The 26,212-nt window shown below is 71.8% G+C and carries 19 protein-coding genes; 5 read left to right on the top strand and 14 right to left on the bottom strand.

The genetic code is table 11. The features are described 5' to 3' along the window. Window positions 1–42: 42 nt before the first annotated feature. Window positions 43–1,275: a cytochrome P450 family protein gene (locus tag FED44_RS21810; protein ID WP_111701115.1), complete on the top strand. Its 1,233-nt coding sequence runs from the start codon at window positions 43–45 to the stop codon at window positions 1,273–1,275. A 515-nt stretch (window positions 1,276–1,790) separates the two neighbouring features. On the opposite strand, the gene FED44_RS21805 is transcribed toward FED44_RS21810, so the two are convergent. The 10 genes from FED44_RS21805 to FED44_RS21760 form a co-directional block, all read right to left on the bottom strand. Beyond that, on the bottom strand, window positions 1,791–3,095 hold the full coding sequence (locus tag FED44_RS21805; RefSeq protein WP_138461858.1) for a flavin-containing monooxygenase: 1,305 nt from the start codon (window positions 3,093–3,095) through the stop codon (window positions 1,791–1,793). A gap of 25 nt (window positions 3,096–3,120) precedes the next feature. Then, window positions 3,121–4,110 carry a zinc-binding dehydrogenase gene (locus FED44_RS21800; protein ID WP_208759115.1) on the bottom strand — a complete coding sequence of 330 codons (990 nt, stop codon included), beginning with the start codon at window positions 4,108–4,110 and terminating at the stop codon, window positions 3,121–3,123. A gap of 18 nt (window positions 4,111–4,128) precedes the next feature. Beyond that, complete coding sequence (locus FED44_RS21795; RefSeq protein ID WP_208759114.1) at window positions 4,129–5,622, bottom strand: aldehyde dehydrogenase family protein; 1,494 nt, start codon at window positions 5,620–5,622, stop codon at window positions 4,129–4,131. Next, window positions 5,619–7,151 carry a GMC family oxidoreductase gene (locus FED44_RS21790; protein ID WP_138461856.1) on the bottom strand — a complete coding sequence of 511 codons (1,533 nt, stop codon included), beginning with the start codon at window positions 7,149–7,151 and terminating at the stop codon, window positions 5,619–5,621. The genes FED44_RS21795 and FED44_RS21790 overlap by 4 nt, the downstream gene beginning before the upstream one ends. 24 nt (window positions 7,152–7,175) lie before the next feature. Further along, window positions 7,176–8,384, bottom strand: coding sequence for an MFS transporter (locus FED44_RS21785; protein ID WP_208759113.1), 1,209 nt, complete (start codon window positions 8,382–8,384; stop codon window positions 7,176–7,178). Beyond that, the gene (locus FED44_RS21780; RefSeq protein ID WP_167521554.1) at window positions 8,381–9,472 is read right to left on the bottom strand and encodes a cytochrome P450; all 1,092 of its coding nucleotides are present in this window, start codon (window positions 9,470–9,472) and stop codon (window positions 8,381–8,383) included. The genes FED44_RS21785 and FED44_RS21780 overlap by 4 nt, the downstream gene beginning before the upstream one ends. 248 nt (window positions 9,473–9,720) lie before the next feature. Beyond that, window positions 9,721–11,070, bottom strand: a complete 1,350-nt coding sequence (locus FED44_RS21775; protein ID WP_133306016.1) for an aspartate kinase — start codon at window positions 11,068–11,070, stop codon at window positions 9,721–9,723. 41 nt (window positions 11,071–11,111) lie between these two features. Next, entirely contained in the window at window positions 11,112–12,224 is a 1,113-nt protein-coding gene (locus FED44_RS21770; protein WP_111701122.1) for a 3-dehydroquinate synthase II family protein, read from the bottom strand. A gap of 45 nt (window positions 12,225–12,269) precedes the next feature. Then, on the bottom strand, window positions 12,270–13,106 hold the full coding sequence (locus FED44_RS21765; protein WP_111701123.1) for a 2-amino-3,7-dideoxy-D-threo-hept-6-ulosonate synthase: 837 nt from the start codon (window positions 13,104–13,106) through the stop codon (window positions 12,270–12,272). A gap of 30 nt (window positions 13,107–13,136) precedes the next feature. Then, the gene (locus tag FED44_RS21760) at window positions 13,137–14,150 is read right to left on the bottom strand and encodes a ParB and winged helix-turn-helix domain-containing protein (protein ID WP_167521553.1); all 1,014 of its coding nucleotides are present in this window, start codon (window positions 14,148–14,150) and stop codon (window positions 13,137–13,139) included. A gap of 257 nt (window positions 14,151–14,407) precedes the next feature. Between FED44_RS21760 and car the strand changes: the two genes are divergently transcribed. Further along, window positions 14,408–17,869 (top strand): carboxylic acid reductase, encoded by a 3,462-nt coding sequence (car, locus tag FED44_RS21755; RefSeq protein ID WP_208759112.1) that lies wholly within the window; start codon window positions 14,408–14,410, stop codon window positions 17,867–17,869. Here the strand turns inward: car and FED44_RS21750 are convergent. Next, complete coding sequence (locus tag FED44_RS21750) at window positions 17,866–18,501, bottom strand: HAD family hydrolase (protein ID WP_208759111.1); 636 nt, start codon at window positions 18,499–18,501, stop codon at window positions 17,866–17,868. The genes car and FED44_RS21750 overlap by 4 nt on opposite strands. A gap of 95 nt (window positions 18,502–18,596) precedes the next feature. Here FED44_RS21750 and FED44_RS21745 point away from each other — a divergent pair, with 95 nt between their 5' ends. Then, window positions 18,597–19,184: a TetR/AcrR family transcriptional regulator gene (locus tag FED44_RS21745; protein WP_165900708.1), complete on the top strand. Its 588-nt coding sequence runs from the start codon at window positions 18,597–18,599 to the stop codon at window positions 19,182–19,184. Here FED44_RS21745 and FED44_RS21740 read toward each other — a convergent pair whose 3' ends face one another. Further along, the gene (locus FED44_RS21740) at window positions 19,185–20,291 is read right to left on the bottom strand and encodes an acyl-CoA dehydrogenase family protein (RefSeq protein ID WP_138461853.1); all 1,107 of its coding nucleotides are present in this window, start codon (window positions 20,289–20,291) and stop codon (window positions 19,185–19,187) included. Continuing rightward, window positions 20,288–21,304, bottom strand: a complete 1,017-nt coding sequence (locus tag FED44_RS21735; protein WP_167521552.1) for a ScbA/BarX family gamma-butyrolactone biosynthesis protein — start codon at window positions 21,302–21,304, stop codon at window positions 20,288–20,290. Before FED44_RS21735 ends, FED44_RS21740 begins: the two co-directional genes overlap by 4 nt. A 240-nt stretch (window positions 21,305–21,544) precedes the next feature. Here FED44_RS21735 and FED44_RS21730 point away from each other — a divergent pair, with 240 nt between their 5' ends. Both FED44_RS21730 and FED44_RS21725 read left to right on the top strand, forming a co-directional pair. Beyond that, window positions 21,545–22,195 carry a ScbR family autoregulator-binding transcription factor gene (locus FED44_RS21730; RefSeq protein WP_165900710.1) on the top strand — a complete coding sequence of 217 codons (651 nt, stop codon included), beginning with the start codon at window positions 21,545–21,547 and terminating at the stop codon, window positions 22,193–22,195. Window positions 22,196–22,231: 36 nt separating this feature from the next. Then, the gene (locus FED44_RS21725; protein WP_138461851.1) at window positions 22,232–23,245 is read left to right on the top strand and encodes an aldo/keto reductase; all 1,014 of its coding nucleotides are present in this window, start codon (window positions 22,232–22,234) and stop codon (window positions 23,243–23,245) included. A 19-nt stretch (window positions 23,246–23,264) separates the two neighbouring features. On the opposite strand, the gene FED44_RS21720 is transcribed toward FED44_RS21725, so the two are convergent. Continuing rightward, window positions 23,265–26,066 carry an ATP-binding protein gene (locus FED44_RS21720; protein ID WP_138461850.1) on the bottom strand — a complete coding sequence of 934 codons (2,802 nt, stop codon included), beginning with the start codon at window positions 26,064–26,066 and terminating at the stop codon, window positions 23,265–23,267. Window positions 26,067–26,212 lie beyond the last annotated feature (146 nt).

Genomic DNA, 26,212 nt, shown 5'->3' with positions numbered 1-26,212 from the left:
CCGGTGGAGGTCTCCGTGCAATCTCCAGTGAGGGAGTACCGCATGTCGTCCTTGTCCGCTCCCAGATGTCCTGTTCTCGATCCCACCGGCGCTTCGGTGCACGCCGAGGCCGCCGCGTTACGCGCCGAAGGGCCGGCGGTGCTGGTGGAGCTTCCCGGCCCCGTCCGCGCCTGGGCGATCACCCGGCACAGCGTCATCCAGGCGCTCACGAACGACCCGCGCGTCTCGCGCGACTCCCGCCGGCACTGGCCCGGTCTGGCCGACGTGCCCGAGGGCTGGTCGCTCGCCGCGCTCACCATGCAGGAGAGCTTCTTCAACTTCTACGGAGAGGAGCACCGCAGGTCCCGGCGCCGCGTCGCGCCCTCGTTCTCGCCGCGGCAGGTCGAACGGATGCGTCCGCGGGTCCAGGCGACCGCGGACCGCCTGGTCAAGGCGCTGGCCGCCCTGCCCCCCGGGGCCACCGCCGACGTGCGCCACGCCCTGGCGCTGCCGCTGACCATCACCGTCATCTGCGACCTGTTCGGCGTCCCCGAACACATGCGCGCGGGGATCGGCAGCGGAATCGACGGGGCGCTGAACTCCTCGCTCGACGCGGAAGAGGCGGTGGCCGCCCACACCGCGCTGTACGACCGGCTCGGCGAGCTGCTGCGGTACAAGAGGGAGCATCCAGCCGACGATCTGACCAGCGACCTGCTCCTGCCGGCCGAGCCCGGCGCGGAGCCGATGTCCGAGGCCGAGCTGCTCGGCACCCTCTTCCTCATGATCGGCGCGGGTCATGAGACCACCGTCAACCTCATCACCAGCGCCGTCCAGGCCCTGCTCACCCATCCCGAGTACCTCACCCGGATCCACGAGGGCGCCATCGGCTGGCAGGACGTCATCGAGGAGACGCTGCGCATCGAGGGGCCGGTCATGCACATGCCCATGCGCTCCGCGCTGGAGGACATCGACCTCGGTGAGGGCGTGGTCATCCGCAAGGGCGACGCGATCACCATCGGCTTCGCCGCCGCCGGCCGCGACCCGGAGCTTCACCCGCACTGCCCGGAACGCTTCGACCCCACACGGGACGGCAAGGAACACCTCGCGTTCGGCCACGGACCCCACTTCTGCCTCGGCGCGCACCTCGCCCGCCTGGAAGCGGAGGTCGCCCTGACCACGCTGTTCAACGAGCTGCCCGATCTCACCCTCGCCCACCCCGGAGAGCAGCCCGCCCGCCTGACCTCGTTCATGATCAACGGCCCCGTGGGCCTGGAGGTCGTCCCCCACCCGGCGTGACCGCACGGACTCCGGCCGCCGGAGGCGCACCGCGCCTCCGGCGGCACAGTCATGCCGTCACCCGTCCCGCCCAGCCTTGTCGTACGTCGCGCCGGAGGCGTGCATGGGAGCTCGTGCCGGAGGCGCGCGGGGAAACGTGCGCCGAAGCCGTGGGGAAACGGGGCCGGCACAGTGGCACCCGCGCGGTGGCAGAGGAACGCGGACCCGGTCCCGGATGGGGAGACCTGTCGGCGTCGGCGCGGTCCGTGCGGAGAGCTCGGCGGCGGACCAGCGCTGGGAGGCCGGGGGGTTCCTGCCGGGGACGAGAGGCGTCAGCGGGAGCGTGGGGCGTCGGTGGGAACGCGAGGCTTCGGGCAGGGAGCGTGGGGCGTCGGTGGGAACGCGAGGCTCCGGGCGGGGAGCGCCGGGTGTCGGCGGGAGCATGGGGCGGGAACGCGAGGCTTGGGCAGGAACGCGAACGAGGCGGCGATCTGGTCGATCGCCGCCTCGTTCACCCTCGTCGCTCTGCCGATACGTCAGGTCCACAGCCCGCCGATCGCCATGGGCGAGCGGTGGCGCAGGGTGTTGTCCATCTGGATGTGCCGGGCGACGCGCTCGGCCTGGTTGCGTGTGGCGGCGATGAGCAGCGGCATCACCGACCCGGCCTCGGGCAGGCCCGCGTAGTACAGGCCCGGCAGGGTGCCCATTCCCCTGCGGTGCACCGGCAGGCCGTCCTGGTCGAGCGCCTCGGCGGGCAGGATTCCGTAGTCGGGCACGAAGCCCGTCGCCCAGATGATCGTCGTGATGTCGTTGGCGACCAGGTCCAGCGTGCCGCCGTAGTCCTTGATGAGCGAGGGGTCGTACTCGGGGGAGGGATCCGCCGCGGGAACGACCAGCCCGCGCTGCTCGATCGCCGCGTCGATGGCCTTCAGCAGCTCGCTCTCCTTGTCGGCGGCCGCCTGCGCCACGGCGCGGACGTTGTCCTCCAGCACCAGCACACCGCCCTGCGCGCCGCGGACGGAGCCGACGAGCGTGACGCCCTTCGCCGCCAGGATCGGCAGGCTCAGGTCCTGGCCGCCGTCCTTCCCGCTGAGCACAGACACCCCGGGCAGCACGGGGGAGTCACCGCGTCCACCCGACGCGGTCTCGAGGTTGCCCTCCGGCAGCAGCAGCTGCAGCCAGTCGAGGATCTGCGCGCCACGGTAACGCCGGGGCGCGGTCTTGTGCCCTCCGACCGCGAGGTACACGTCCCGGCCGGCGTCGCGGAGGTCGTCCGCGATCTGCTGGCCGCTGTTCCCCGCGCCCACGATGAGAACCGCGCCGCTCGGCAGGGACTCCGGGTTGCGGTAGTAACGCGCGTGCAGCTGGGTGACCGAGAGGTCCACGCCCGCGGCCACCTCCGGCACACGTGGCGAGGAGTACCCGCCGAGCGCCGCGACGACGTTGCGGGCTTCGACGACGTCGCCGTCGTCCAGGCGGACACGGAAGCGCGCGCCCTCGTGGAGCGCCTCGTCGATCGGGAACTCGACCATCCGGACACCGGTGTGCTCGCGGACCTGAATGCCCATCGCGGCCACGTAGCTCCGGAGACGTCCGGCCACCTCCCGGGCCGGCATGTACCCTTCGGGATCGTCCCCGTCGTACGGCCAGTCGGGAAAGGCGACCGTCCTGTTCGGCGTGTTGACGCGCAGGCTGTCCCAGCGCTCGTTGGCCCACGCCTGGCCGATCTCGCCGCGCTCGATCACCAACGCCTGGTAGCCCAGCCGGGAGAGCGCGCCCGCGACCGAGCATCCCTGCTGACCGCCGCCTATCACCACTGTCTCGGCGAACTCCGTTCCCATCCGTCCATTCCTCTCCGCAGCGAAATCAGAACTTGGTCCCGGGCAGCACGACGACCTTCCCGGTCGCCTGGTCGTTCTCCATGTGCCGGTGCGCCTCGACGATGTCGTCGAGGGCGAAGACCCGGTCGATGTTGGGCCGGTAGACGCCGGCCTCGACCTCGCCGACGACCCGTTGCAACACCGGCGCACCGGCGGCGCCCTTGAGGCTGTCGCTGTGGAAGGCCGTGAGTCTGGTACCCGGCGGGATCATCGCGATCGGTTCGAACTCCCGGATCAGCCAGCCGCTGAGCGAGCCGGCCACGCACACCGTCCCGCCGCGGCGCACCAGTTTCAGTGAGTCCGGCACCGTGGCCGTTCCGATCAGGTCCAGGACGTAGTCCGGGCCCTCGGGCCAGACCCTGTGCACGACGTCCGCCAGTGATCCTCCGTCGTCCAGGAGCACGTGGTCGACGCCGACCGCTCTCAAGGCGTCCATCTTCTCCGTACGCCGGGTCGTGGCCGCGGTGCGGAGACCGTGGGCGGAGGCGATCGAGGCCGCCGCCATGCCGACCGACGAGGTCCCGCCGCGGATCAGCAGGCGGCCGGGCGCGCCGGGCACGACGCCCAGCGCGTCCAGCGAGCCCTGCGCGGTCAGGTACGTCTCCGGCAGCGCGGCCAGCACGTCCCAGGGCAACGTGGTGGAGATCGGCATGAGCAGCGAGTTCGGCAGCAGCGCGTACTCCGCGTATCCGCCGTCGAACTCACGGCCCATCTCGCCCATCACAGCCGCGACGGTCTGGCCGACCGGCAGCGCGGCGTCGGTCGAGTCCGCCACCGTTCCCACGCACTCGATCCCGAGCACCCGCGGGAACTTCACGTTCGGCGAATGCCCCTGACGGGTCCTCAGCTCGGATCGGTTGAGACCCGCGCCCTCCACCCGGACCAGGCTCCAGCCGTCGCGGACCGGAGGCATCGGCAGTTCGCGGATCTCGAGTACCTCCGGGCCGCCCGCCCGGACACAGACCGCTGCGCGCATCGTCGTGCTCATTTCGGTTCAGCCTTCGGTGAGGACCTCGAGCGACGGCGCCCAGCGCGGAATCTCACCGCGGCCGGAGGGCAGTCGCAGACTGCGAGCGTAGCTGTACTCCTGCAGCGTCTCGATGGCGTGCTCGCGGCCGTATCCGCTGGCGCCCACGCCGCCGAACGGGGTGCCGGTGAACGAGCGGTTGTAGTGGTTGACGAACACGATGCCCACGCGCAGCTCCCGGCTGAACCGCATGGCGCGCTCGGTTTCGCGGGTGAACACGCCGGCGACCAGGCCGAACTCGGTGCCGTTGGCGATGCGGACCGCCTCGGCCTCGTCCCGGAACGGGATCACGCATACGACGGGGCCGAAGATCTCCTCCGTGGCGATGCGCATGTCCGGGGTGACGCCGGTGAACAACGTGGGCGGGACGTAGTAGCCGTCCGCCAGCTCCGGGTCGGCGGGCAGCGCCGCCTGGGCCGCGATCGTGGCGCCTTCGCGGACGCCGAGGTCGATGTAGTCCAGCACGCGCTGCCGCTGCTCGGGGGTCACGAGCGGTCCGACGTGCGTGCCGGCGTCCGCGCCGTCGCCGACCTTCAGCCGGTTCACGGCGGCCGTGAGCCGCCGGACGACCTCCTCGTAGCGGTCGACGTGGACCAGCACGCGCGAGGCGGCGGTGCAGGCCTCGCCCTGGTTGAAGTAACCGCCTTCCACCGCCCACGGCACGGCCGAGTCGAGGTCCGCGTCTTCGAAGATCACCAGGGCGTTCTTGCCGCCGAGCTCCAGCAGAGTCGGCGTGAGGTTCTCCGCGGCGGTCCGGATCACGGCCTGGCCCGTGGTGGGCGCGCCGGTGAAGGAGACCTTGCCCACGAGCTTGTGTCCGGCGAGCCGCGCCCCGACCGCACCGGTGCCGGGCACGATGTGCACGACGTCATCCGGGAGGATGGACTGGGCGATCTCGGCGACCCGCATCACCGACAGCGGCGCCTGCTCCGGCGGCTTGATGACCACGGCGTTGCCGGCCGCGAGCGCGGGGGCGAGCTTGCCGGCGGTGTGCAGCGGGGGCCAGTTGAACGGGATGATGGCGCCGATGACGCCGAAGGGCTCGCGCAGCGTGATGTCGATCATGCTGCCCGAGTCGCGCGCCTGGCTCGGGATCGCCTCGCAGAGGCCGGCGAACATCTCGAAGATGGTGGGTGCGCCTTCGAGGTCGAAGTTCCGCGCCTGGGTGAAGGGCTTGCCGTTGTCGCTGGACTCCAGCGCGGCGATCTCGTCGGCGTTCTCGCGGATCGCCTGGGCGACCTTCCACAGCCACTTGCCGCGCTCGCGCGGCGTGCGGGCCTTCCACGCGAAGTGCGCCTCGTACGCGGCGCGGACCGCCTGGTCCACCTGCTCCGCGCCCGCACCCTGGATGACGGCCAGCGGCCTGCCGGTCGCCGGATTGTGCACCGTGAACCGGTCCGCCTCGTCCTGCGAGGACCAGCGCGTCCGCACGATCTGAGCGGTTTCGAACGTCGTAGTCACGACAGCCTCTCTTTCAGCACCGAGGCGATCCGCTCGGCGATCACGATGGTCGGAACGTTGGTGGCCACGCGCGGCATCGCCGGGAACACCGAGGCGTCCGCGACGGTGAGTCCCTCGACGCCGTAGACGGCGCCGTCGGTGTCGACGACGGCGTCCGGATCACGGTGCGGACCCATCCGCATCGTGGAACTTCCGTGGTTGTAGTGCGCCGGCGCGCGCCGGACCGCGTCCGCGAGCTCCTCGTCGCTCACGCCCGGACCCGGCACCCGCTCGTCCACCAGCAGGTCGGCGAGCGGCTGGGTGCGCGCGATCCCGCGGGCGATGCGCACGGCGTCGGCGACCCGTTCGGCGTCGTCGGCGACCGTGTAGAGCCCGAGATCGATGATCGGCGCGTCCTCCGGGTCGCGTGAGGCGAGCCGCACGGTGCCCCGCGAACGGGGCTGGACGCAGGAGACGAAGAAGACCATGTCCCAGCCGGTCGGGTGGTTCTCGACCGGCGGAACGATCATGGCGGGCAGGCTTCGGGTCGGCACCGCCGCCGAAGGCAGGATCTGCACGTCGTAGTCCGGCTCGCCCGGTCCCGCGGCGACGCTGAGCACGCTGCCGAACATCTGCCGCGCGCCGTCCCGCGGCGGCTTCGCGACGTGGATGTTCCAGAAGGCGGGGTGTTCGGTGAGGTTGCGCCCCACGCCCGGGAGGTCGGCCAGCACGTCGATGCCGTGCGCCGCGAGCTCGGCGCGGTCTCCGACGCCGGAACGCATGGCGATGAGCGGGGTGCTGTAGGCGCCGGCACTGAGCACGACGTGCCTGGCGTCGATCTCCTCCCCGGAGGCGAGCCGGACCCCGCGGGCCCGGGTGCCCCGGAAGAGCACCCGGTCGACCGGCGCGTCGCCGCGCACCCGCAGGTTCGGCCGGTGGCGGACCGGGTTGAGGTAGCCGACGGCCGTGCTCAGCCGCAGGCCGTCGGCCGCGCTGAGCGGAGTGTGCGCGAAGCCCGGCGCGCCCGGCGCGTTGAAGTCGCCGACCGTCGGATATCCGAGCCGTGCGCTCGCCTCTCCCATCGCCGCGACGTGCGGGCCCAGGTCCGCCGCCGTGCTCAGCGTGATGCGGTACGGCCCGCCGAGGCCGTGGAACTTCTCCTCGCCGTACGGGTAGTGCTCCATCTTCTTGTAGAAGGGGAGCATCTCCGGGTAGCCCCATTCGGGCCCGGCCAGGTCCGCCCACGCGTCGTGATCGGACGGCCGGGCGCGCATCGCCACGCAGACGTTGACGGAGGAGGATCCGCCGATGATCCGGCCACGGGGGACCGGCACCTCGTTGCCGAACTCGTCCGGGACCGATCGATAACCCCAGTCGTAGGAGTACGGCGCGTAGTGGGCGTCGGCGACCTCCGCCGGCAGTTCCTCGACGGTCGCGAAATCGGGTCCGGCCTCCAGGAGCAGGACGGACAGCCGCGGATCCGCGCTCAGCCGGTTGGCGAGGACGCAACCGGCGGATCCGCCGCCGATGACGATGACGTCGTAGGTCATGATCACTCCTCCGTCGACGCGGTCCTACACGTACCGGGGGCGGCCGACGACGAACCCGAGGACCAGGTCGACGGCGAAGACCACGGTGAGCATGACCATCGGGACGGCCCAGCCGCCCGTGGAGCCGTGCAGCACGCCGAACAGGAACGGGCCGCCGATGGCGATCAGGTAGCCGAAGCCCTGCGACATGGCCGAGATCCCGGCGGTCTCGGCCGCGGTGCGGGTGCGCAGCGCGAACAGGCCGAGCGCGATCGGGAACACGCCCATGCCCGCCCCCCACAGGAGCGACCACAGCCACGGCACCGACGTCGGCGAGACGAGCATGCCGATCGTGCCGACGATCTCCAGGCCCACGAGCCCGGCGATCCACCAGGACTGGCTGCGGCTGCGCATCGCGGCCGGCACGACCACCATCGTGACGGGCAGGGCGGCCGCGACCAGCAGGGCGAGCAGCAGACCCGACTCCTGCTTGCTGATGCCCGCGCCCGTGAACACGTTCGCGGCCCAGCCCATCAGGACGTAGGAGCCCGCCGCCTGCAGCCCGAAGAACCCGGTGATCAGCCACGCGAGCGGGCTGCGCAGCAGCAGCGTGCGCTCCGCCGGTGCGGCCGGGCTCGCGCCGAGCAGGCCGGTGCGGCGCGTTCCGGCGATCCAGACCAGCAGCGCGCCGATGGACAGCAGCGACCACGCGGCCAGGGTGACCCGCCAGCCGCCGATCTGTTCCTGCAGCCAGGGGGTCGCCGCCGCGCCCACCCCGCCGCCGACCATCAGGGCCACGGTGTAGACCGTGGTCAGCAGCGGGATCCGCTGGGGGAACGCCTGCTTGACCACGACCGGGATGAGCACGTTGCCGATGGCGATGCCGGACGCCGCGACGAACGTGCCGGCCAGCATCACCCACGGGCCGCCCACGACCCGCAGCAGCAGTCCGGCGGTGAGCACGACCAGACCGGCGCCGACCGCCCGGGCCAGGCCGAGCTTGCGGGCCGCCAGCGGTGCCGCCGCGGCGGCGATGCCGAAGCAGAGGGTGGGTACGGCGGTGAGCACGCTCGCCCAGAGCAGGGAGGCGCCGAGCGACCGGCGCACCTCGTCGAGCAGCGGGCCGACGGTGGTGATGGCGGGACGCAGGTTCGCCGCCGCCAGGGCGACGCCCACCATCAGTAGCGGCGTCCCGACCATGGCGGCGTTCCTCTCGACCGCCACCGGCGCGACTTCTTGTTCCTGCGTAGTCACAGTGTTGCCTCCTTTACTTGCGATACGTCCCATTGCAGGTGGAGCTCGTCGAATCCACGCGCGATGACCAGCCGCTCCCGGCTGCGCGCGTTCGCGGGCCCCAGACGCAGTCCGGGCAGGCGGTCGAACAGCAGTGGAATGGCGATCTGCAGCTGGAGCCGGGCCAGCCCGGCGCCGAGGCAGGTGTGGATGCCGCGGCCGAAGGCCAGCATGTTGCGGCCGGCCCTCGGCCTGATGTCGAACGTGTCCGGGTCGGCGAGCACGCGCTCGTCCCGGTTCGCGGCGCCGAAGTGCACCATCACGCGGTCGCCGGGCCGCAGCCGGCGGCCGGCGAGCTCGGTCTCCGCCGTGACGGTGCGGAAGAGGCCCTGGACCGGAGACTCGAACCGCAGGATCTCCTCGACCATCGCCGCGGGTGTCACCTCGCCCTCGCGCAACGCCGCGAGCTGAGCCGGATTCTCCAGCAGGCTCACCAGGCCGTTGCCGATGGAGCGGGTGACCGTGACGTGCCCCGCGATGATCAGGTTCATCACGATGCGCATGAGCTCGACGTTGTCGAGGCCGTTCTCGCCGTGGTCGGCCGCGAGCGACGCGATGAGCCCGTCGCCGGCCCGCCCCGGGTCCAGCAGCATCCCCATCACGTGGTTCTGCATGGCGATGACGTCGCGGGCGCAGGCGGCCCGCTCCGCCACGTCGCCGCCGCCGACGGACAGCTTCAGCCAGCTGTGGCTCCACTGCCGCAGCAGCGGCACGTCGCCGGCCGGGACGCCGAGGATCCGCGCCATGACGGACAGCGGCAGCGGCCACGCGTAGTTCTCGATGATGTCGGTGGAACCGGCGGCGGCGAACCGTCCGATCAGCTCCTCGCCGGTCGCCCTGATGAAGGGTTCGAGCTCGGCCACCCGCCGCGGCGTGAAGACCCGGTTCACCGCCACGCGCAGCCGGGTGTGCTCCTCGCCGTCGCTCTCGGTGAGATTGGGCGTCAGCGACCAGCCTTCGGCCAGGATCTGCTTGACCTCGTCGGCCTCCGGCCCCGCGGTCGCCTTCACCGCGCTCTCGGAGGAGTACGTCTCCGGATCGTGGGCCACGCGTACGACGTCTTCATGCCGTGTGACGACGAAGACATCCAGATTCTCGTCATGGAATACAGGGCATCGATCGCGCATCTGCGTGTACGTCGGATACGGGTCGGCCAGTTGGCTGTCAGATGTGGGGTCGAATGTCGGCATAGTCATCGGGGTCGCTCCGCTTGGTGGCTTCTCGTCCGGGCACTGCTCGGCCGGGGTGCTGGGCCGGCCGGTGGGGGGGACCGGCCGGCCCAGTCGCGGGGTGCGGTTCAGTCGGCCGCGGCCAGCGCGGGCACGTTGGCACTCAGCTGTCTGCGATCGGTGGCCCACAGGGGGGTGCTGTGCATCTCGGGCACCGCGGGTTCGTGGACGAAGGTGTCGTGCACGCTCTGGGTCGCCTCGGCCAGGCCGCTCTCCCCGGTCAGCACGCTGAGCCTGTTGGACGTGACGAGCAGATCGGTGCGCGCGGCGCCGACCGACCGCAGTGCTTCGAGCAGTCGCAGCGGCGAGCCCGGCAGCTGGCCTATTCCGAGGCCGACGACCGAGAGCCGGGCCAGGTTGGAGGTCCAGTGCACCTCGTCCAGGCGGCTTCCCCGGTAGGCCTCGGCCAGCAGCGCGCGCGCCTCCTCCACGCTCTCCGCGGGCAGGGTGATCGCGAGGTCGCCGGCGTCCTCCGTCCCGAGACTGCCGTAGCGGCGCAGTTCGACCTCGATCTCGCGTTCGGCGAGTCCGCGCAGGATCCGCACCGCGTGGTCCGCGGTGATCTGGCGCAGCACGCAGCGCACGAGACCGGTCTTGGTGGCCACCCCCGCGATCGCGGGGACCTCGCCGAGTGCGGCCGGTGTCCAGGAGTCGCCGGACACCGCCATCGCGGCGGTGCGGCGGCGATATCCGACCCAGGTCTCCGGGCCGCAGGCGGTGTGGTTGGACCGCACCTTCAGGTCGACGCCGTGGGTCCGCGCGTAGTCCACGGAGTCCGCGGCGAGCACCTTGGCTCCGCTCACCGCGAGCTCGGCCATCTCCTCGTAGAGCAGGGCGGTGTGGCGCCGGGCGCCGTCGACCTTCCTGGGGTCGGCGGTGTAGACCCCCGCGACATCGGTGACGATCTCGCAGTGGTCCGCGCCGAGCGCCGCCGCCAGGGCCACACCGGTGGTGTCCGAGCCGCCCCGGCCCAGGGTGGTGCAGGGCCCTCCGGCACCCGCCTCACCCTGGAAGCCCGCGACGACGGGGATCGCTCCCTTGCGGAGATCCTCCTTGAGCCTCCGCGGATCCACCTGCTGGATCGTCGCCCGGCCGTGGCGGTCGTCCGTACGGATTCCCGCCTGGGCGCCGCTGAACGACCTGCTGGGTGCGCCCTGGCGGTTCAGCGCCATCGACAGCAGCGCGGCGGACACGGCCTCGCCCGTGCTGAGCAGGGCGTCGAGCTGGGCGGGATCCGGCCGGTCGGACACCGAGGAGGCCAGTTGCAGCAGCCTGTCGGTGGTGCCGCCCATGGCGGACACGACCGCGACGACCTCGTGCCCGTCCGCCCGCGCCGCGAGGATCTGCCGTGCCGCCTCGAAGACCTTCTCGGGCGTGGCGACCGAGGTTCCGCCGTACTTTTGCACAATGAGCGCCATCTCACGCACTCTCTTCCTTCGGAGCGGAGCCGGCTCGGGCCTTACTGCTCGTGCAGGAACTCACGGATCGCGTATCCGACGTGCCGCTGGTCGGTCATGGTGTGCCCGAGGATGTGGTCGCCGGGGCGCAGCTCGGTGAAGTTGTGGACGCTGCCGCCGGCGCCGAGGGCGCGCACGTGCCAGTCGTCCTGGCCGACCATGTTCACGACGTCGCCGGACGCGGTGCGGGCCTCGATCTGCAGCATCGGGCGGGTCTCCATCTTGATCCGGCACACGATCACCCGGCGCACGCCGCCGTTGGTGTTGACGGCCAGGATCTCCGAGCCGCAGCGCAGTTCGGACAGGTAGCGGGTGCGGTTGCCGGGCGTCAGGGTGTAGGAGCTGAGGGCGGCCGCGTTCACCCGGAAGGGGCGGGTCGGCATGTACGGCAGCGGGTGGGTCTCGCTGCTGACCAGCATCAGGCCGGTCGAGTACGAGCCGACCAGGATGCCCTCGTTGGGCTGCATGTGGGAGCAGGTGTCCACGCACACCCGGTCGCCGAGCCCCAGGTGCGTGAGCTTGACGATCTCCAGCGGCTCCAGCTCCAGCGTCTCGGCCTCGCCCTGGCACACGCGCACCAGCTCGGAGGCGTCGCCGACCCGCCGCGGGGCGAGCAGCACCGCGTCGGAGCCGCGCTCCAGGACGCCGATGGTGACCATCGCGTCCTCGACGTCCTCGACCACGGTGACGATCGAGCCCTTGGCCTTGTCGGCGGCCGCCAGCAGGATCTCCAGCGGGATCTTGCTCGGGTCCTGGCGGAACTCGACCAGGGTCAGCTCCGCCTCGTTCGCTATCTTGCAGGCGAGCTGCAGCGTCTCCTCGCCCAGCACCTTGACCAGGACGCCGGTGCGCAGGCCGGGCCGGACGCCCTCGAACTTCTCGGCGATGCTGTGGTCGGCGATCAGGATGTCGACCACGCCGACGAGCTGGTCGATCAGGGTCGTGGGGGTCTCGCCGGTGACGACGGCGGCCTTCTCCAGGGTCGGCGGGACCTTCGCGGCGAGCTCGGGGTCGTCCAGCACGACGGCGCCGATGCCGAGATGTGTGCTCTCTTCGATGACGGCGGTGGCGAGTTCGGAGGAGAGGCCGCGGAGGTCGATCCACGCTGTTTTCATGTTCGCACCTTCGGTCGTTAGTCGGTCGTGAGCGGGTGGTGCCTGTCAGGCCACTGTCGCGCCGGCCAGGGCCAGGTCCAGGGGAGTCAGGGTCTTGCGGGAGCCGAGTCCGGCGTGGACTCGCTGGGCGACCGACCGGGCCAGCTTCCCGGGGTCGGTGGCGCGGAATATGTTGCGGCCGACCGCGACTCCGAGCACGCCGGACTCCATCACGCGGTCGATCAGGGTGAGAAAGGCGTCGGTGTCGCCGACCACGCCGCCGCCGGCGGTCACCACCGGGATCGGGCTCGCCTCCACGACCTCGCGCATCGTGACGGGCGAGCCGGTGAACGGGAGCTTCACGATGTCGGCGCCGAGGTCCGCCGCGACGTTCGCCGCGTGCGCCAGCAACGTGGGATCGGCCGGGTCCGCGATGCGGGGGCCGCGCGGGTAGATCATCGCGAGCAGCGGGACGCCCCAGCGTGCGCACTGGTCGGCGACCAGGCCGAAGTCGGCCAGCTGCTCGGCCTCGTTGCTCGAACCGAGGTTGATGTGCACGCTGACACCGTCCGCGCCCAGCGCCACGGCCTCGGCCACGGCGCCCACCAGGGTCTTCGCGTCAGCGTCCGGCGCGTGCCTGGTGCTGCCGCTCAGGTGCACGATCAGGGCCAGCCGCCCGAGCAGCTCGGTGGGAAGGAAACGGACCCGGCCCTTGTGGACGACGATCCCGTCCACGCCGTTCGCGGCCATCGCCGTGACCAGCCCGGTGAAATCGGCGGCGGACGACACCGGCCCGTCCGCCAGTGAATGATCGAGCGGAACCAGGAACGCCGTCCCGGAAGCCGAGTGCAGAATCCGCTGGGTCCGTAGGTTCTTTCCAGACCAACCGTACGCTTCTGCCATCTCTTGACACCCCATTTCCAGTTCGGGAATTCATTTGGAGCCGGCGGCCGCGCACCGTCGCTCTGCCAGGCGTTTCGCGAGTTCCTGCCAGGCCTGCCCGCTCGCCTCCGCGAGTTCCGCGACGAATTCGACGCAGTGGTCCGGCAGGTCGCCGACGAGGCGTTCCCGCGTCCGCGCGTCCATCTCGGCCACCGCCAGAACGCTCAGCAGCAGCCGGCCGGACTCGTTGAACCGCAGCGACGGGTCGGAGCGGAGCGCGCGCAGCATCGCGCCCGTCCGGTCCGGCCCGGCGGGCCGCGGAGTGGCGCCCCGAGCGCGTCGTGGATCGGGGTTCTGCTTGGGCGACGCGGCTCGCTGCTCCGCGGCCCGCTGTTCCGGGATCAGCGCCGTGGCCTGCTCGTTCAGTTGCATCCGGACGGCCCGTACGGTGCCCGGGGACACCCCGGCCGCCGCGCTCACGGTGCGCAGCGAGGAGGTGGGATCGCGCAGCAGGATCTCCCTGGCGCGCTCGCGCCCGGAGGCCGCGCTGACCGGGCGCACCCGGCCGTCCCGGCCGATCCTGACCTCGGCCACCGGCGCTCCGCACTGGCCGCGCAGCGCGCCGACGGTCTTGGGCGAGAGCCCCACGACCTCGGCCACCGCCCGGTTCGACCAGCCCGGGTGCTCGCGGAGGATGCGCAGCACGGCCGATTTCCGGTCGGCCAGCGAGAGCGGCAGCCCGTGCCGCACGTTCAGCCGCACCGCCAGCACGAAGGCGCCGGCGTCGTCGCCGTCGAAGTAGCGGGCTCGGATCGCCCGCTCTCCGCGCAACTGCGCGGCGCGCACCCGGTGCATCCCGTCGATCACCCGGTTCGTGCCCCGCTGTACGACGATCGGCGGCAACTCGGCCTCCGGCTCCAGCTCCGCGAGAGCCAGCGCGTGATCGGCGTCCTCTCCCGCGGATCGGGGTGAGCCCCTCAGGACGAGCTCGGCGATCGAGATCCACTCGACGTCGGAGCCGATGTCCGTCTCCCGCTCGCAATTGATCGCATCCCCGCTTACCACGTGACTCACCCCTCGTCATCAGCGGGCCTGGCGTGTCCTTGAGAGCACTCTGTCGCAAAATCATACCTTACACAAGGTATTTTTTTATAAATGGCCTTTCACCTGCGATTACACGCGAAGCGTGCTCATGATCATACCTTTGCTACGGTATGTTTCTGACTGTGCAAGCGAGGATCGTCCCCGGTTGCACAAGGCCGCCAGGAGCTGCGCCGGCCGCCCGCACGTACAAGAGGTCTCGGTCGTCTGAAGGGGTAACCATGGGGAACGACCTGCGAGCTGACACCACCCGCGCCCGACTCGAGGCGAACCGGAACCGGCGCGTCGAGATGCTGCGGACCGAGCCGGAGCTCGCGGACCGGATGCCGCTGCGCGAAGTCTTCGAGAGCGCCGCGGAGCCCGGACTGCGGCTTGCCGAGATCGTCAAGCGCACCTTGACGGGATACGGCGACCGGCCCGCGCTCGCCGAACGCGCCAAGCAGTTCGTCTCCGTGGCCGGACGCACCGAGCTGCGGCGACTGCCCAGGTTCGACACCGTCTCCTACGGCGAGCTGTGGTCCCGGCTGAGCGCCGTCGCCGCCGACTGGTACCACCACGGCGAGCACCCGCTGCGCGCCGGGGACTTCGTCGCGATCCTGGGCTTCGCCGGCGTCGACTACACCACCGTGGACCTGGCGTGCGGTCAGGTCGGCGCGGTCGCCGTGCCGCTGCACAACACCGCCACGGTCGCCCACATCCGCCACCTGGTCGGCGAGGCCGCTCCGCGCGTCTTCGCCACGAGCGCGGAGCGGCTGGGCACCGTGCTCGAAGCGCTGGCCGGGGAGACGTCCGTCGTCCGGCTGATCGTGTTCGACCACTGTCCCGAGCTCGCCGAGCACCGGGAGAGCGTGGCGGACGCGCGCCGGCTGCTGGCCGAGACCGCCTCGCCGATTTCGCTGGAGCTGCTGTCGCGCGTCATCGAGCGCGGGAGTGCGTTGCCGCCCGCGCCGGACCTGCCGCCGGTCGACGACGCGGGAGAGGTGCTGTCCTCACTGATCTACACCTCGGGCAGCACGGGCACTCCGAAGGGCGTCATCTTCCCGGAGTCGACCGTCTCCCTGATGTGGCGGCCGCCCGAGCAGCGTCACCCGATGATCACAGCCAACTTCCTGCCGCAGAGCCATCTCGTCGCCAGGCGGCTCGTGATCAAGACGCTCGCACTGGGCGGCACCGCGTATTTCGTGGCCGACAGCAATCTGTCCACGCTGCTGGAGGATCTCGCGCTGATCCGGCCGACGGAGTTCGCGATGGTGCCACGCGTCTGCGAACTGCTCCACCAGAGCTATCTGAGCCTGCTGGACCAGTGGAACGCCGAGGAGCTGCGGCGGCATTTCCGGGACGTGGTTCTCGGCGGCCGTGTCATCCACACCCCCTGCGGCTCCGCCCCGCTCGCGCCGGAGCTGGCCGCTTTCGTCGAGTCCTGCCTGGACGTCCCGTTCTTCGACAGCTACGGCACCACCGAGACCGGGCTCGTCATGCTGGACCACCGCGTGCAGCGGGCGTTCGTGCTCGACTACAAGCTCGTCGACGTGCCCGAACTCGGCTACTACACCACCGACACGCCGTATCCGCGGGGCGAGCTGCTGGTCAGGACCAAGCTGATCACCCCCGGCTACTACCGGCGCCCGGACGTCACCGCGGAGGCCTTCGACGACGACGGCTACTACCGCACCGGCGACATCATGGCCGAGGTCGAGCCCGACCGGCTTTACTACCTCGACCGGCGCAAGAACGTGCTCAAGCTGTCCCAGGGCGAGTTCGTGGCGCTGGCGAAGCTGGAGGCGGTCTATGTCGCCAGTCCGCTGCTGCAGCAGATCTTCCTGTACGGCAACAGCTCCCGCCCGTACCTGCTCGCCGTGGTGGTGCCGACCGCCGAGGCGCTCGACCAGGCGTCCGACGAGGCGGCGCTGAAGGCGGCGATCCACGAGTCGCTGCAGCACATCGCGAAGCGTGCCGACCTCAAGCCGTACGAGATCCCGCGCGATCTGCTCGTCGAGACGGTGCCGTTCAGCCAGGAGAACGGACTGCTGTCCGACTCGACCAAGCAACTGCGTCCGCGGTTGAAGGAGCACTACGGCGAACGGCTGGAGCGGCGTTACGCCGAGCTGGCCGAGGAGCAGATCGACGGCCTGCGCGGTCTGCGGCACGACGAGAACCGCCCGGTCGTGGAGACGGTCGGCCGCGCCGTGCGGGCGCTGCTCGGAGCGTCCGCCGGCGAGCCGGGTCCGCGGACGCGCTTCACCGACATGGGTGGAGACTCGCTGACCGCGCTGTCGCTCTCGAACCTGCTCAAGGAGATCTTCGGCACCGAGGTCCCGGTCGGGACGCTGCTCGGCCCGGCCAACAGCCTGGGCGAGATCGCCGGCCAGATCGAGCGGCTACGTGATCCGTCGGCGCAGCGGGCCACGTTCGCCGGTGTGCACGGCGACCAGGCCACCGCGGCGCGGGCCGGGGACCTCGTGCTCGCCAGGTTCATCGACGAGGCGACGCTGACCGCGGCCACGGCCCTTCCCCAGCCGACCGGCGCTTCCACCACGGTGCTGCTCACCGGAGCCAACGGCTATCTCGGCCGTTTCCTGTGCCTGGAGCTGCTGCAGTCGCTGGCCCGCAGCGGCGGCACACTGATCTGTCTCGTGCGCGGCGCCGACGACGCGGCCGCTCGCGCGCGGCTGGAGGACTCGCTGGACAGCGGGGACGTCGAGCTCAAGCGGCGGTTCGCCGAGCTGGCCGGCGCCGGCGCGTTGCAGGTGCTGGCCGGCGACGTCGGCGCGCCGAACCTGGGCCTGTCCGAGCGGACCTGGCAGCGCCTGGCCGCGACGGTGGACGCCGTCGTGCACGCGGCCGCGCTGGTGAACCACGTGCTGCCGTACCGGCAGCTGTTCGGCCCCAACGTCGCCGGCACGGCCGAGGTCGTCCGGCTGGCCGTCACCACCCGGCTGAAGCCGGTCGGCTTCCTGTCCTCCGTGGCCGTAGCGTCGCACGGAACCGGCATGGACGAGGGCGCCGACATCCGCGTGGCCAGTCCCGTGCGGCCGATCGACGAGAGCCACGCCAACGGCTACGCCACCAGCAAGTGGGCGGGCGAGGTGCTGCTCCGCGAGGCGCACGACCTGTGCGGGCTGCCGGTGACCGTGTTCCGTTCGGGCATGATCCTGGCGCACGGCCGTCACACCGGGCAGCTGAACGTGCCGGACGCGTTCACCCGTCTGGTGCTGAGCCTGATCGCCACCGGAATCGCGCCCGGGTCGTTCTATCGCGGCGGTGACGCGAGCCGGGCCCACTACGACGGCCTGCCCGGGGACTTCGTCGCCGCCTCGGTGGCCGCCCTGGGAACCGGCGCGGCCGGATATCGCACGTTCAACGTGGTCAACCCGCACGACGACGGAATCTCACTGGACACCGTCGTCGACTGGCTGGCCGATTCCGGGATCGCGATCCGCCGCGTCGGGGACTACCAGGAGTGGCGCGAGCGGTTCGAGGCCGCGCTGCGAGAGCTGCCGGACAAGCAGCGGCAGCACTCGCTCCTCCCGCTGATGCGCGCCTGGCGGGAGCCCGCGACGCCCCGGGCCGGGTCGGCGTTTCCCGCCGAACGGTTCCAGGAAGCCGTGGGGGACATTCCGCACCTGTCCCGGACGCTGATCGAGAAGTACGTGTCGGATCTACGGCACCTGAGCCTCCTCTAGGCGGGCAGCACGGGCCAGCCGTGGCGTCTCGCCCACGAGGCCAGCACCGGGTCGTCGCCGACGACCCTCGGACTGCCGACGAACGTCAGCAGGTCCAGGTCGCTGGAGTGGTCGCCGTACGCGAAGCAGACGGCGGGGCTGACTCCGAGACTCCGGAGCAGCTCCGCGGCGGCCTCGGACTTGGCGGGGCCGATCATCGATCTGGCCACCTCGCCGGTCAGCAGTCCGTCGCCACCGACGACGAGTTCCGTGCACAGCACCTCGTCGCCACCCACATCCGCGGCCAGCGGATCGAGCACCGCCCGGCACGAGCCGGAGACCAGCACGACCAGGTCTCCGGCCGCTCGATGTCCGGCCAGCGCCGCCACGGTGGAGCCCACGAAGGCGTCAGGCCTCTGACGATGCCGCGCGTACCAGCGACTGCCCGCCTCCGCCAGCGTCGCGCTGGGGACGCCGGCGAAGAGCCGGTAGTAGGCGCGGTTCGCGGCCGCCCTGCCCTCCCGCTCCGCCACCGCTCCCAGCTCGGCCACGGCGCCGAGGAAGGCCGCGTCGTCGCGGCCCAGCCAGTGCCGCAGGAACTCGACCATGCTCTTCCCGGCCAGCAGCGTCTCGTCCACATCGAAGAAGGCCACCCGAAGGGGGGGAACGCTCAGCCTTTTCACAGCAAGATCCCAGTAACATACCTTCGCAAAGGTTTTTTCCTAGGATTCACCCAAGCGAGGGCAGAGTGGCTCAGGAGCGCGCGGTTCAGACTCGGGCACTGGTGCTCGCCGCGGCGGCGGAGGAGTTCGCCGCGAACGGCTACGACGGCACAAAGCTGCTCAACGTGGTGGAACGCACCAGTATGACGAAAGGTGCGCTGTACGGACATTTCTCCTCCAAAGAAGAGCTGGCGGCCACCCTGATCGAGGAGGCCGGGAACGAGCTGATCGCACGTGTGGAACGGCGCGCCGAGGGCACGACGGCGCTGCTGGCACTGCGGGAGACGATGCTCGATCTCACCCGGCACCTGCGCCGGGACGCGCTCGCCAGGTCCGCGTTGCGGCTCGCCGTGGAGGCCCCGCACCTGGACCGGCACGCTCACGGGCTGGTCGGGCGGATCTCCCTGTCACTGGCCCGCGCCGTGGCCAGGGCGCACGCGGAGAGCCGGGTGATGGGCAGGCATCCCCCCGACACCGTCGCCCGGCTCCTGATGTCGCTGTTCTTCGAGATCCCGCATCCCGCACCCCGTGACGACGCGGATGCCGCGCGCCGGTTCGACGACCTGTGGAAGGCCGTGTCCGGACCTCGGGACGGTGGTTCGGACACGGTCTAGTCAGCCGAGGCCGAGGAGGGCCTTCGCGTACGCGTCCGCCGCCGGGGCGAACCGCAGCGCGCCGTGACCGGCGCCGGTGTGGACGTCCCGCCACCGCCGTTGCACCGGATCGTCCTCGGCCAGCCCGTGGCCGCCGCACGCGGCGAACAGCCGGTCGACGGCGCTGACGCAGAGCTCCGCGGCGGCCGCCGCGTCGCACCGGTTCTGCGCGACGGTCCGCGCGTCCACCATGCCCCGGTCGGCGCGGTCGGCGGCCTCCCGGAGCAGCAGGCGGGCGGCGGACGCCTCCGGCGAGGACCGGGCGAGCGCCTGCCGGGCGTCCGGATCCGGCGACAGACGCGCGGCTCGCGTGGAAACACACTCCGCCACCGCGCCCAGGGCGGCTCCGACCAGGGGGGCGGCGAACATCACCGCCGCGACCAGTGTGTAGGGCACGTTGTGGCACCGTGCCTGCCGGGCGCTCCGGGTGCCGAGCAGTTCCGGCAGCGCGACCGTGCGGTGCTCGGGGACGAACGTGTCGCACAGAACCACCGTGTTGGTCCCCGTCCCCCGCATGCCGGCGGCCTGCCAGGTGTCCTCGACCACGAAGTCCCCGGACGGGACGGCGAAGATCCGCACCGTCTCCCCGTCGCCGTCCGGCACCGTGCTGGCGAGCAGCACCCAGTCGGCGAAGTCCACCCCGCTGGCCCGGCCCCACTCGCCCCGAAGCAGCCAGCCACCCGGCACGGGCGTGGCCCGGCCCGACGGCGGCATGACGGACGCGGAGATCAGGGTGTCCGGGCCCGAGCCCCAGATCTCCTCCCGCGCCTGCTCGGGCAGGTAGGCGGCGATCCGTCCGTGCGCGGCGAACAGAGTCGCGCACCACGCGGTCGAGGGGCAGCTCTCGCCCACGGTGATCGCCGCCTCCACCAGCGGCGCGAAGCCTCCGGCCGCCCCACCCCACCGGCTGGGGACGAAGTGCCGGGGGAATTCCGCCTCCACCAGCGCGGCCACCGACTCCCGCCGAAGCCGGCGCGAACCGTCCACCTCGGCGGCGTACCGGGCCGCGCGGTCCACGAGTTCGGTCACGTCCAGACGGTGGTCCGGAGACACCGAGGTCAGCGTCATCGGCGGTCCTGTCCGCTGCTCGTGTCAGGGCCCAGCCTGAGCTCGACCGTGCCGGCGGCGACCTCGTCGCCGTCCTGCTCGGCGACGACGCGGACCACCATCCGGTCCGCGTCGCCACAGCCGGGCCGCGGCCTGGCGGTGATCCGGACCGGGGTGTCGAGTTCGCAGAAACTCGCGAACTCGCTCCGCAGACCGGTGACCGTGGCCCGGTGACCGGCCGGTGGGTGGGTCACGGCGAGCGCGGCCTGCCGGAACGCCTCCAGCACCACCATGCCCGGCACGTGGTCCACATGGTGGTCGACCATCTCGGTGTTGCTGTCGTCGAGCCGCAGCAGCCAGCCGTCGGCGTTCCCGTCGTCGGCCAGCAGCACGTCCTCCTTGCGCTGGCGCCCGACCTCGCCGGGCGAGAGCGGGCAACCGATGAAGGGCACGGACTCGTGCAGTGGGGGCGCCGCCTTCCGGCCGCGGATCGCCTGGTACACGCGCGGATCCACCGCCTGCGAAAGAAGGCTGCCGTGCCCGCAGACCACCCCGGCCACGCTGACCTCGACCTCCAGGCGCATGCACAGCCGGCGGCAGGTCCACTTGGCGGTGGGAGCGCAGGTGACCCGCAGGTTGACCGGGAGCCACGGCGTGCGGGAGAGAGGCGCGGTGCCGTCGATTTCGAGCGTGACCGCGCCGAGAATGAACTTGTGCGTCTCGGGCACCCCGTAGAAGCGGTGCTGGATGTAGTAGCCGGCCTGCCGGAGCGCTTCTGTCGGCAGCATCGGGTCGGTCCAGCCGGAGTCGTCCTGCTGGTAGAGGCAGTGGTCGCGCGGCAGCATGGCCGCGATGATGAAACTGTCCGGCGTCTGCCGGACTCCGTCGGTGAGCAGCACGCGCTCGGCCGCGGACTTGTGGACCAGTTCGCGGGACACGAAACGCGGGCCGGGTAAGTGCGCGTCACCGGCGGGCTCTGGCATTGCGTCCCAGCCCCAGGTGAACGGGGACGACGACTGCCAGGTAGTCGGCATGGTGACGTCTTCTGCCGATAGTTGAGCACTCATCTCTGATCCCTTCCGATCTGGACCTTGCGCGATCGCGTGCGATGGTGTCCTAGGTCACACACGGAGCAAAATATACGTCCGTGAAGGTATATTTTGGAATGGCTCGGAGGATCGAGGCGCGAGTTGACGAGGTGATCAGTGAACAGAGGTGAAACATACCTGGGAGGCGGTACGCTGAGGGGGAGCCCCACAGAACGGATCACGCGTGTGAGTAAGATCGGCACTCCCAGAACCACCATCACGCACCGAGCGCAGCCGCGCAACGCGCCGCAGCAGGCACGGGCCGCGCAGACCCGGGCCCAGGTGCTCGCCTCGGCGGCCGAGCTGTTCGCCGACCGCGGCTATCCGCACACCTCCATCGACCACATCGCCAAGCAGGTCGGCATGACCAAGGGCGCGGTGTACTTCCACTTCCGCGACAAGAAGGACATCGCCGCCGAGATCGTGCGCGAGCTGTACAACCGGTGGCGCGTTCGCATCGACGAGGCGCAGGCCATGGGCCTGCCGCCGATGGAGACGGTCGAGGCGCTGCTGAAGAACGCCGCCGACAAGTTCTTCGAGGACGACATCGTCAAGGCCGGAGCCAGGATCCAGGCCGAGCGCTCGCTGTCCGACACGACCCTGCCCGAGCCCTACGTCGAGTGGATCGCCACGCTCTCGACGCTGCTGGCCAAGGCGAGCGGCGCCGGTCAGCTCCGCGAGGGCATGGACCCCGAGTCCGCCGCGTACATGCTCGTGTCGGCGTTCTTCGGCCTGCAGCACGTCTGTGACGTCCTCAACCAGCGTGCGGATCTGCCCCGCCGCTGGGAGGAGATGAGCCGCCTGCTCTTCGCCTCCATCGCCGCCTCCCCGCAGTAGGACGACCGCCGGGAGCCCACCCAAGGAGACCTTCGCATGTCTGCTTCGATCCTCCCGGCAGTTCCCCTCGGCACCGGCGGTCCGCTGGTCGGCGCCCAGGGCCTCGGCTGCATGGGCTTCAGCGAGTTCTACGGGCCCACGGCGCCGGCCGAGGCCCAGGAGACCCTGCGGATCGCCCTCGCCCTGGGCGTCACCATGTTCGACACCGCGGACCTGTACGGAGACGGCGACAACGAAAGGTTCCTCGGCCCCTTCGTCCGCGCCCACCGCGACCGGGTCTTCCTCGCCACCAAGTTCGGCATCGTCCGGCGGGCGGGCGAGAAGTCCTGGAGCGAGGTCCGCGGCGACCGCGCGTACGTACGCCAGAGCGTCGACGCGAGCCTGAAGCGCCTCGGCATCGACGAGATCGACCTCTACTACGCGCATCGCCGCGACACGTCCGTCCCCATCGAGGAGACGGTCGGCGCCATGGCCGAGCTGGTGCGGGAGGGCAAGGTGCGGCACCTCGGCCTCTCCGAGGTGACCGGGGCCGAACTGCGCGCGGCACACAGCGTGCACCCGATCGCGGCCCTGCAGTCCGAGTGGTCGCTGTTCACCCGCGACATCGAGGCGTCCGTGGTCCCGGCGGCAGCGGAGCTCGGTGTGGCACTCGTCGCCTACTCGCCCCTCGGCCGGGGCTTCCTCACCGGAGCGTTCACCGGCGCTCAGGGGCTGAGCACCGGCGACGTCCGGCTGAAGATGCCCCGGTTCACCGGCGACCACGCCGACGCGAACGCCGCGCTCCTCGAACCGGTCCGCGACATCGCCGCGCGCCGCGAGGTCACCCCCGCGCAGGTCGCGCTCGCCTGGGTTCACCAGCGTTCCCGGGTCCACGGCCTTACGGTTCTACCCATTCCCGGCACACGTTCTCCCGCCCGACTCCGGCAGAACGTCGCGGCCGCGACGATGACCTTGTCGGACGGCGAGCTCGCCGCGCTGGAACCGCTGGCGGCGAAGGTGGCCGGTGCGCGTTACCCGGACATGAGCTCCACGGCCACCGCCCGCGAGTGATAAGCGCCGGCGGCGCGGTTCAGTCCGGGCGGTCGAGGTCGGTGGCGGCCAGCGCCCGGGCCATCGCGGTGCGGTTGCGGACGCCGAGCTTGCGGTAGACGCTTCCGAGGTGCGTCTCGACCGTCTTGGGCGTGACGTTCAGCTCCTGGGCGATCTGGCGGTTGGTCCGGCCCCGGGCCGCCAACCGGGCCACCCGCCATTCTCCGGGGGTCAGCCCGGTCCCGTGCGGCTCCGGCGGCCGCGTACCGGCCTCGCTCAGTGCGCTCCGCGCCCGCCGCGCGAGCCCTGCGGCTCCGCACTCCTCCGCCAGCCGGAGAGCCTCGGTCAGGGCGGCCTGCCCGGCCTGGGGGTGACGCTGCCACGTGCGGCGGCCGAAGGCGTGCAGGGCCGTGGCGAGCTCCAGCCTGGCCGGGCCCGTTCGCAGTACCCTTACCGCCTCCTCCAGCAACTCCGGCTCGGCCCGGCCTCCGGTCACCGTCGCCGCCACCCGAAGCGCTCGGCCGAGGGTGCGTGGGGCGCCCCACCGGCGGGCCAGGTCGAGATCCTCGGCGGCCAGCGCCAAGGCCGCGTCACGGGTACCCAGGACGTGCTTGCCCAGTGCGGCGACCATCCGCCACGGATGCGAGGCCGGGTTCAACCAGCCGTCCGCGAGCAACCGGCGGCCCACCTGCTCCGCCTGCCGGACCGCCTGCTCGGCCCGCCCATGGGCGAGATCCACCCGGGCGGCCAGCAGGTCCAGCCGGCAACGCAGGGCCTTGTAGGGCGGGACTTCGGCGGACGCTCCGGCGAGCGCCTCGGCCGCGGCGGCCAGCCGCCCCTGTGCGAGGTGCGCCTCCGCCAGGATCTCTCCGCCGTAGACCGGGGCCAGCGGGACCGGCACCCTGCCGATCAGTCGTACCGCCTGCCGGATACCGGCCTCGGCCTCGGCGAGGTGACCGCGCGACAGCAGCGCGTGCACCCTGAGGTAGCCGATCGGCGCGGCCAGGTACGACGAGCCCGCTTCCCGCGCCGCGGACCAGTCGTGGTCGAGATGCCGCAGCGCGTCGTCATGGTCGGCGTCGATCAGGACCAGGTAGGGAAGCGACGACGACGCGTCCTGGTAGGCCATGCCGGACGAGCGCAGCCGCAGCACCCGCAGCGCCGCGGAGACGGCCGCGTCCCGGTCGAGATCGATGACGGCGGTCCGGAACGCGGTGAACGCGTCGAGCTTGCACCGCACCTCGTCGCTGAGCCTCGGCGCGGCCGAAAGCACCGCCAGGTGCTGCGCACCGGTGTGCCGCAGGTCCAGCTCGGCCACCGCCGCCGCGATGATCTGCGTCCGCAGCCGGTGCTCCAGCTCCGCGTGCCCGTCGCCCAGCTCGGTGAGGGCGTTCTCCAAAAGGGCGATCGCGTCGGCGTTGCGGCCGTTGAGGATCACCGCACGACCGAGCAGCTCGGTGATCTCGGCGCGCCCGGCCGCGTCCGGGGCCAGCGCGGCGGCGCGTCGCAGATAGCCGATCGCGGCCGGCCAGTCGAACCAGTACGCGATGCGGCCGGCCATCCGTACCAGCTCGGCGGTCGCCTGCGGGGTGGGCGGCTCCTGCAAGGCCCGCTCCAGGAACGCCAGAGCGGACCGTGGCACCCCCCGGCTGGACGCGTGGTTCGCGGCGGCCACCAGCGTGTCTACCACCCAAGAGTCGCCTGAGGGCAGGGTTTCGAGCAGGTGGGTGGCGACCAGCGGTGCGGGCTGCCCGGCGGCGAGCAGCTCGGCCGCTCGCCGATGCAGGCGGCTGCGCTCCACCACGGCGATGCTGGAGTACACGGCGTGCCTGGTCAGGGCGTGCACGAACTCGGGCCGCCCGCCGCCGCGCAGGACGCCCGCGGCCACCAGTTCGTCCTGGCCCCGGGTGAGTGTCTCCGGGCCGCCCGCGAGTTCGGCGACGAGCTGCGGGTCGGCCTCCTCGCCCAGGACGGCGCATATCTGCGCGACCCGCACGGCGTCGGGGGTGAGGTGCGCGAGCACGGCGCCCATCCACTGGCTCAGCGCCGGCCCGCCGAGCGCACGCAACGCCTCCTCGTCGCCCTCGGCCGCCGTGCCGCCCGCGGCAGCGGCGGCTGCCGCCAGCTCCCGTACGAACAGCGGGTTGCCGCCGGTCAGGCGGTGGCAGGCCGCGCACAGCCGGGTGTCCGCCGCCTCGCCGTTGACGGCGCGCACCAGGCGGGCCGTGGCGGCCGGCGTCAGCGGAGCCGGCCGCAGCACCGTCACGGCCGGATCGGCGGCGAGCTCCGAGCACGGCCCCGGCGCGGCGGCCGGCCGACCGGCCAGCACCATCGCCAGCGGCAACTCGCCAATGCCGGGGAGCATGTGCAGGAACACGCGCAGCGAGGGGTCGTCGGCCCAGTGCACGTCGTCGACGACCAGTGCCACCGGGCCGGCCTTGGCGACGTTCACCAGCAGCCGGTACAGCACGTGGAACGCCCCCGGGTCACCGGGCGCGGGCCCGTCGAGGTGCGAGTCGAGCAGCGCGAGCGCCCGGTGGGCGGGACCACGCAGCAGCCGCACCCGTTGGGCGGTGTCGGCGCCGAGCAGCACCGGTTCGACCAGCTGACGCAGCACGCCGTAGCCGGACCGCTGCTCCAGCCGGCTGCCGCGGGCACCGAGCACCCGGCAGCCCGCCGTCCTGCCGAGGCGGCGGGCGGCGCCGGCCAGCGCGCTCTTGCCGATGCCGGCCGGGCCCTCGATCAGCACCACGCCGCCCTGTCCGCGGGCCGCCGCGGCGAACAGCGTCCGCATCCGCCCCACCTCGGCGTCGCGCTCCAGCAAGGACGGTCCGTAGTCCACCCCGGCAAGTCTGCCAGCCGGGGATGATAAGGCGATATCGGATGGACCGCCTCGGGGATTTCCCTAGAAATGGCGTTGAATCCGCCGGCGTCCGGGCGCCGAAGGCGCCCGGACGGCATCTCTGAGCTGCGGTGACGCGCCGCCGA

Origin of the sequence: Microbispora triticiradicis, assembly GCF_005864065.1 — a bacterium.
Lineage (GTDB): Bacteria > Actinomycetota > Actinomycetes > Streptosporangiales > Streptosporangiaceae > Microbispora > Microbispora triticiradicis.
Note: the sequence above shows the minus strand (reverse complement) of the source record. Positions and strands in the feature narration are given on the sequence as shown.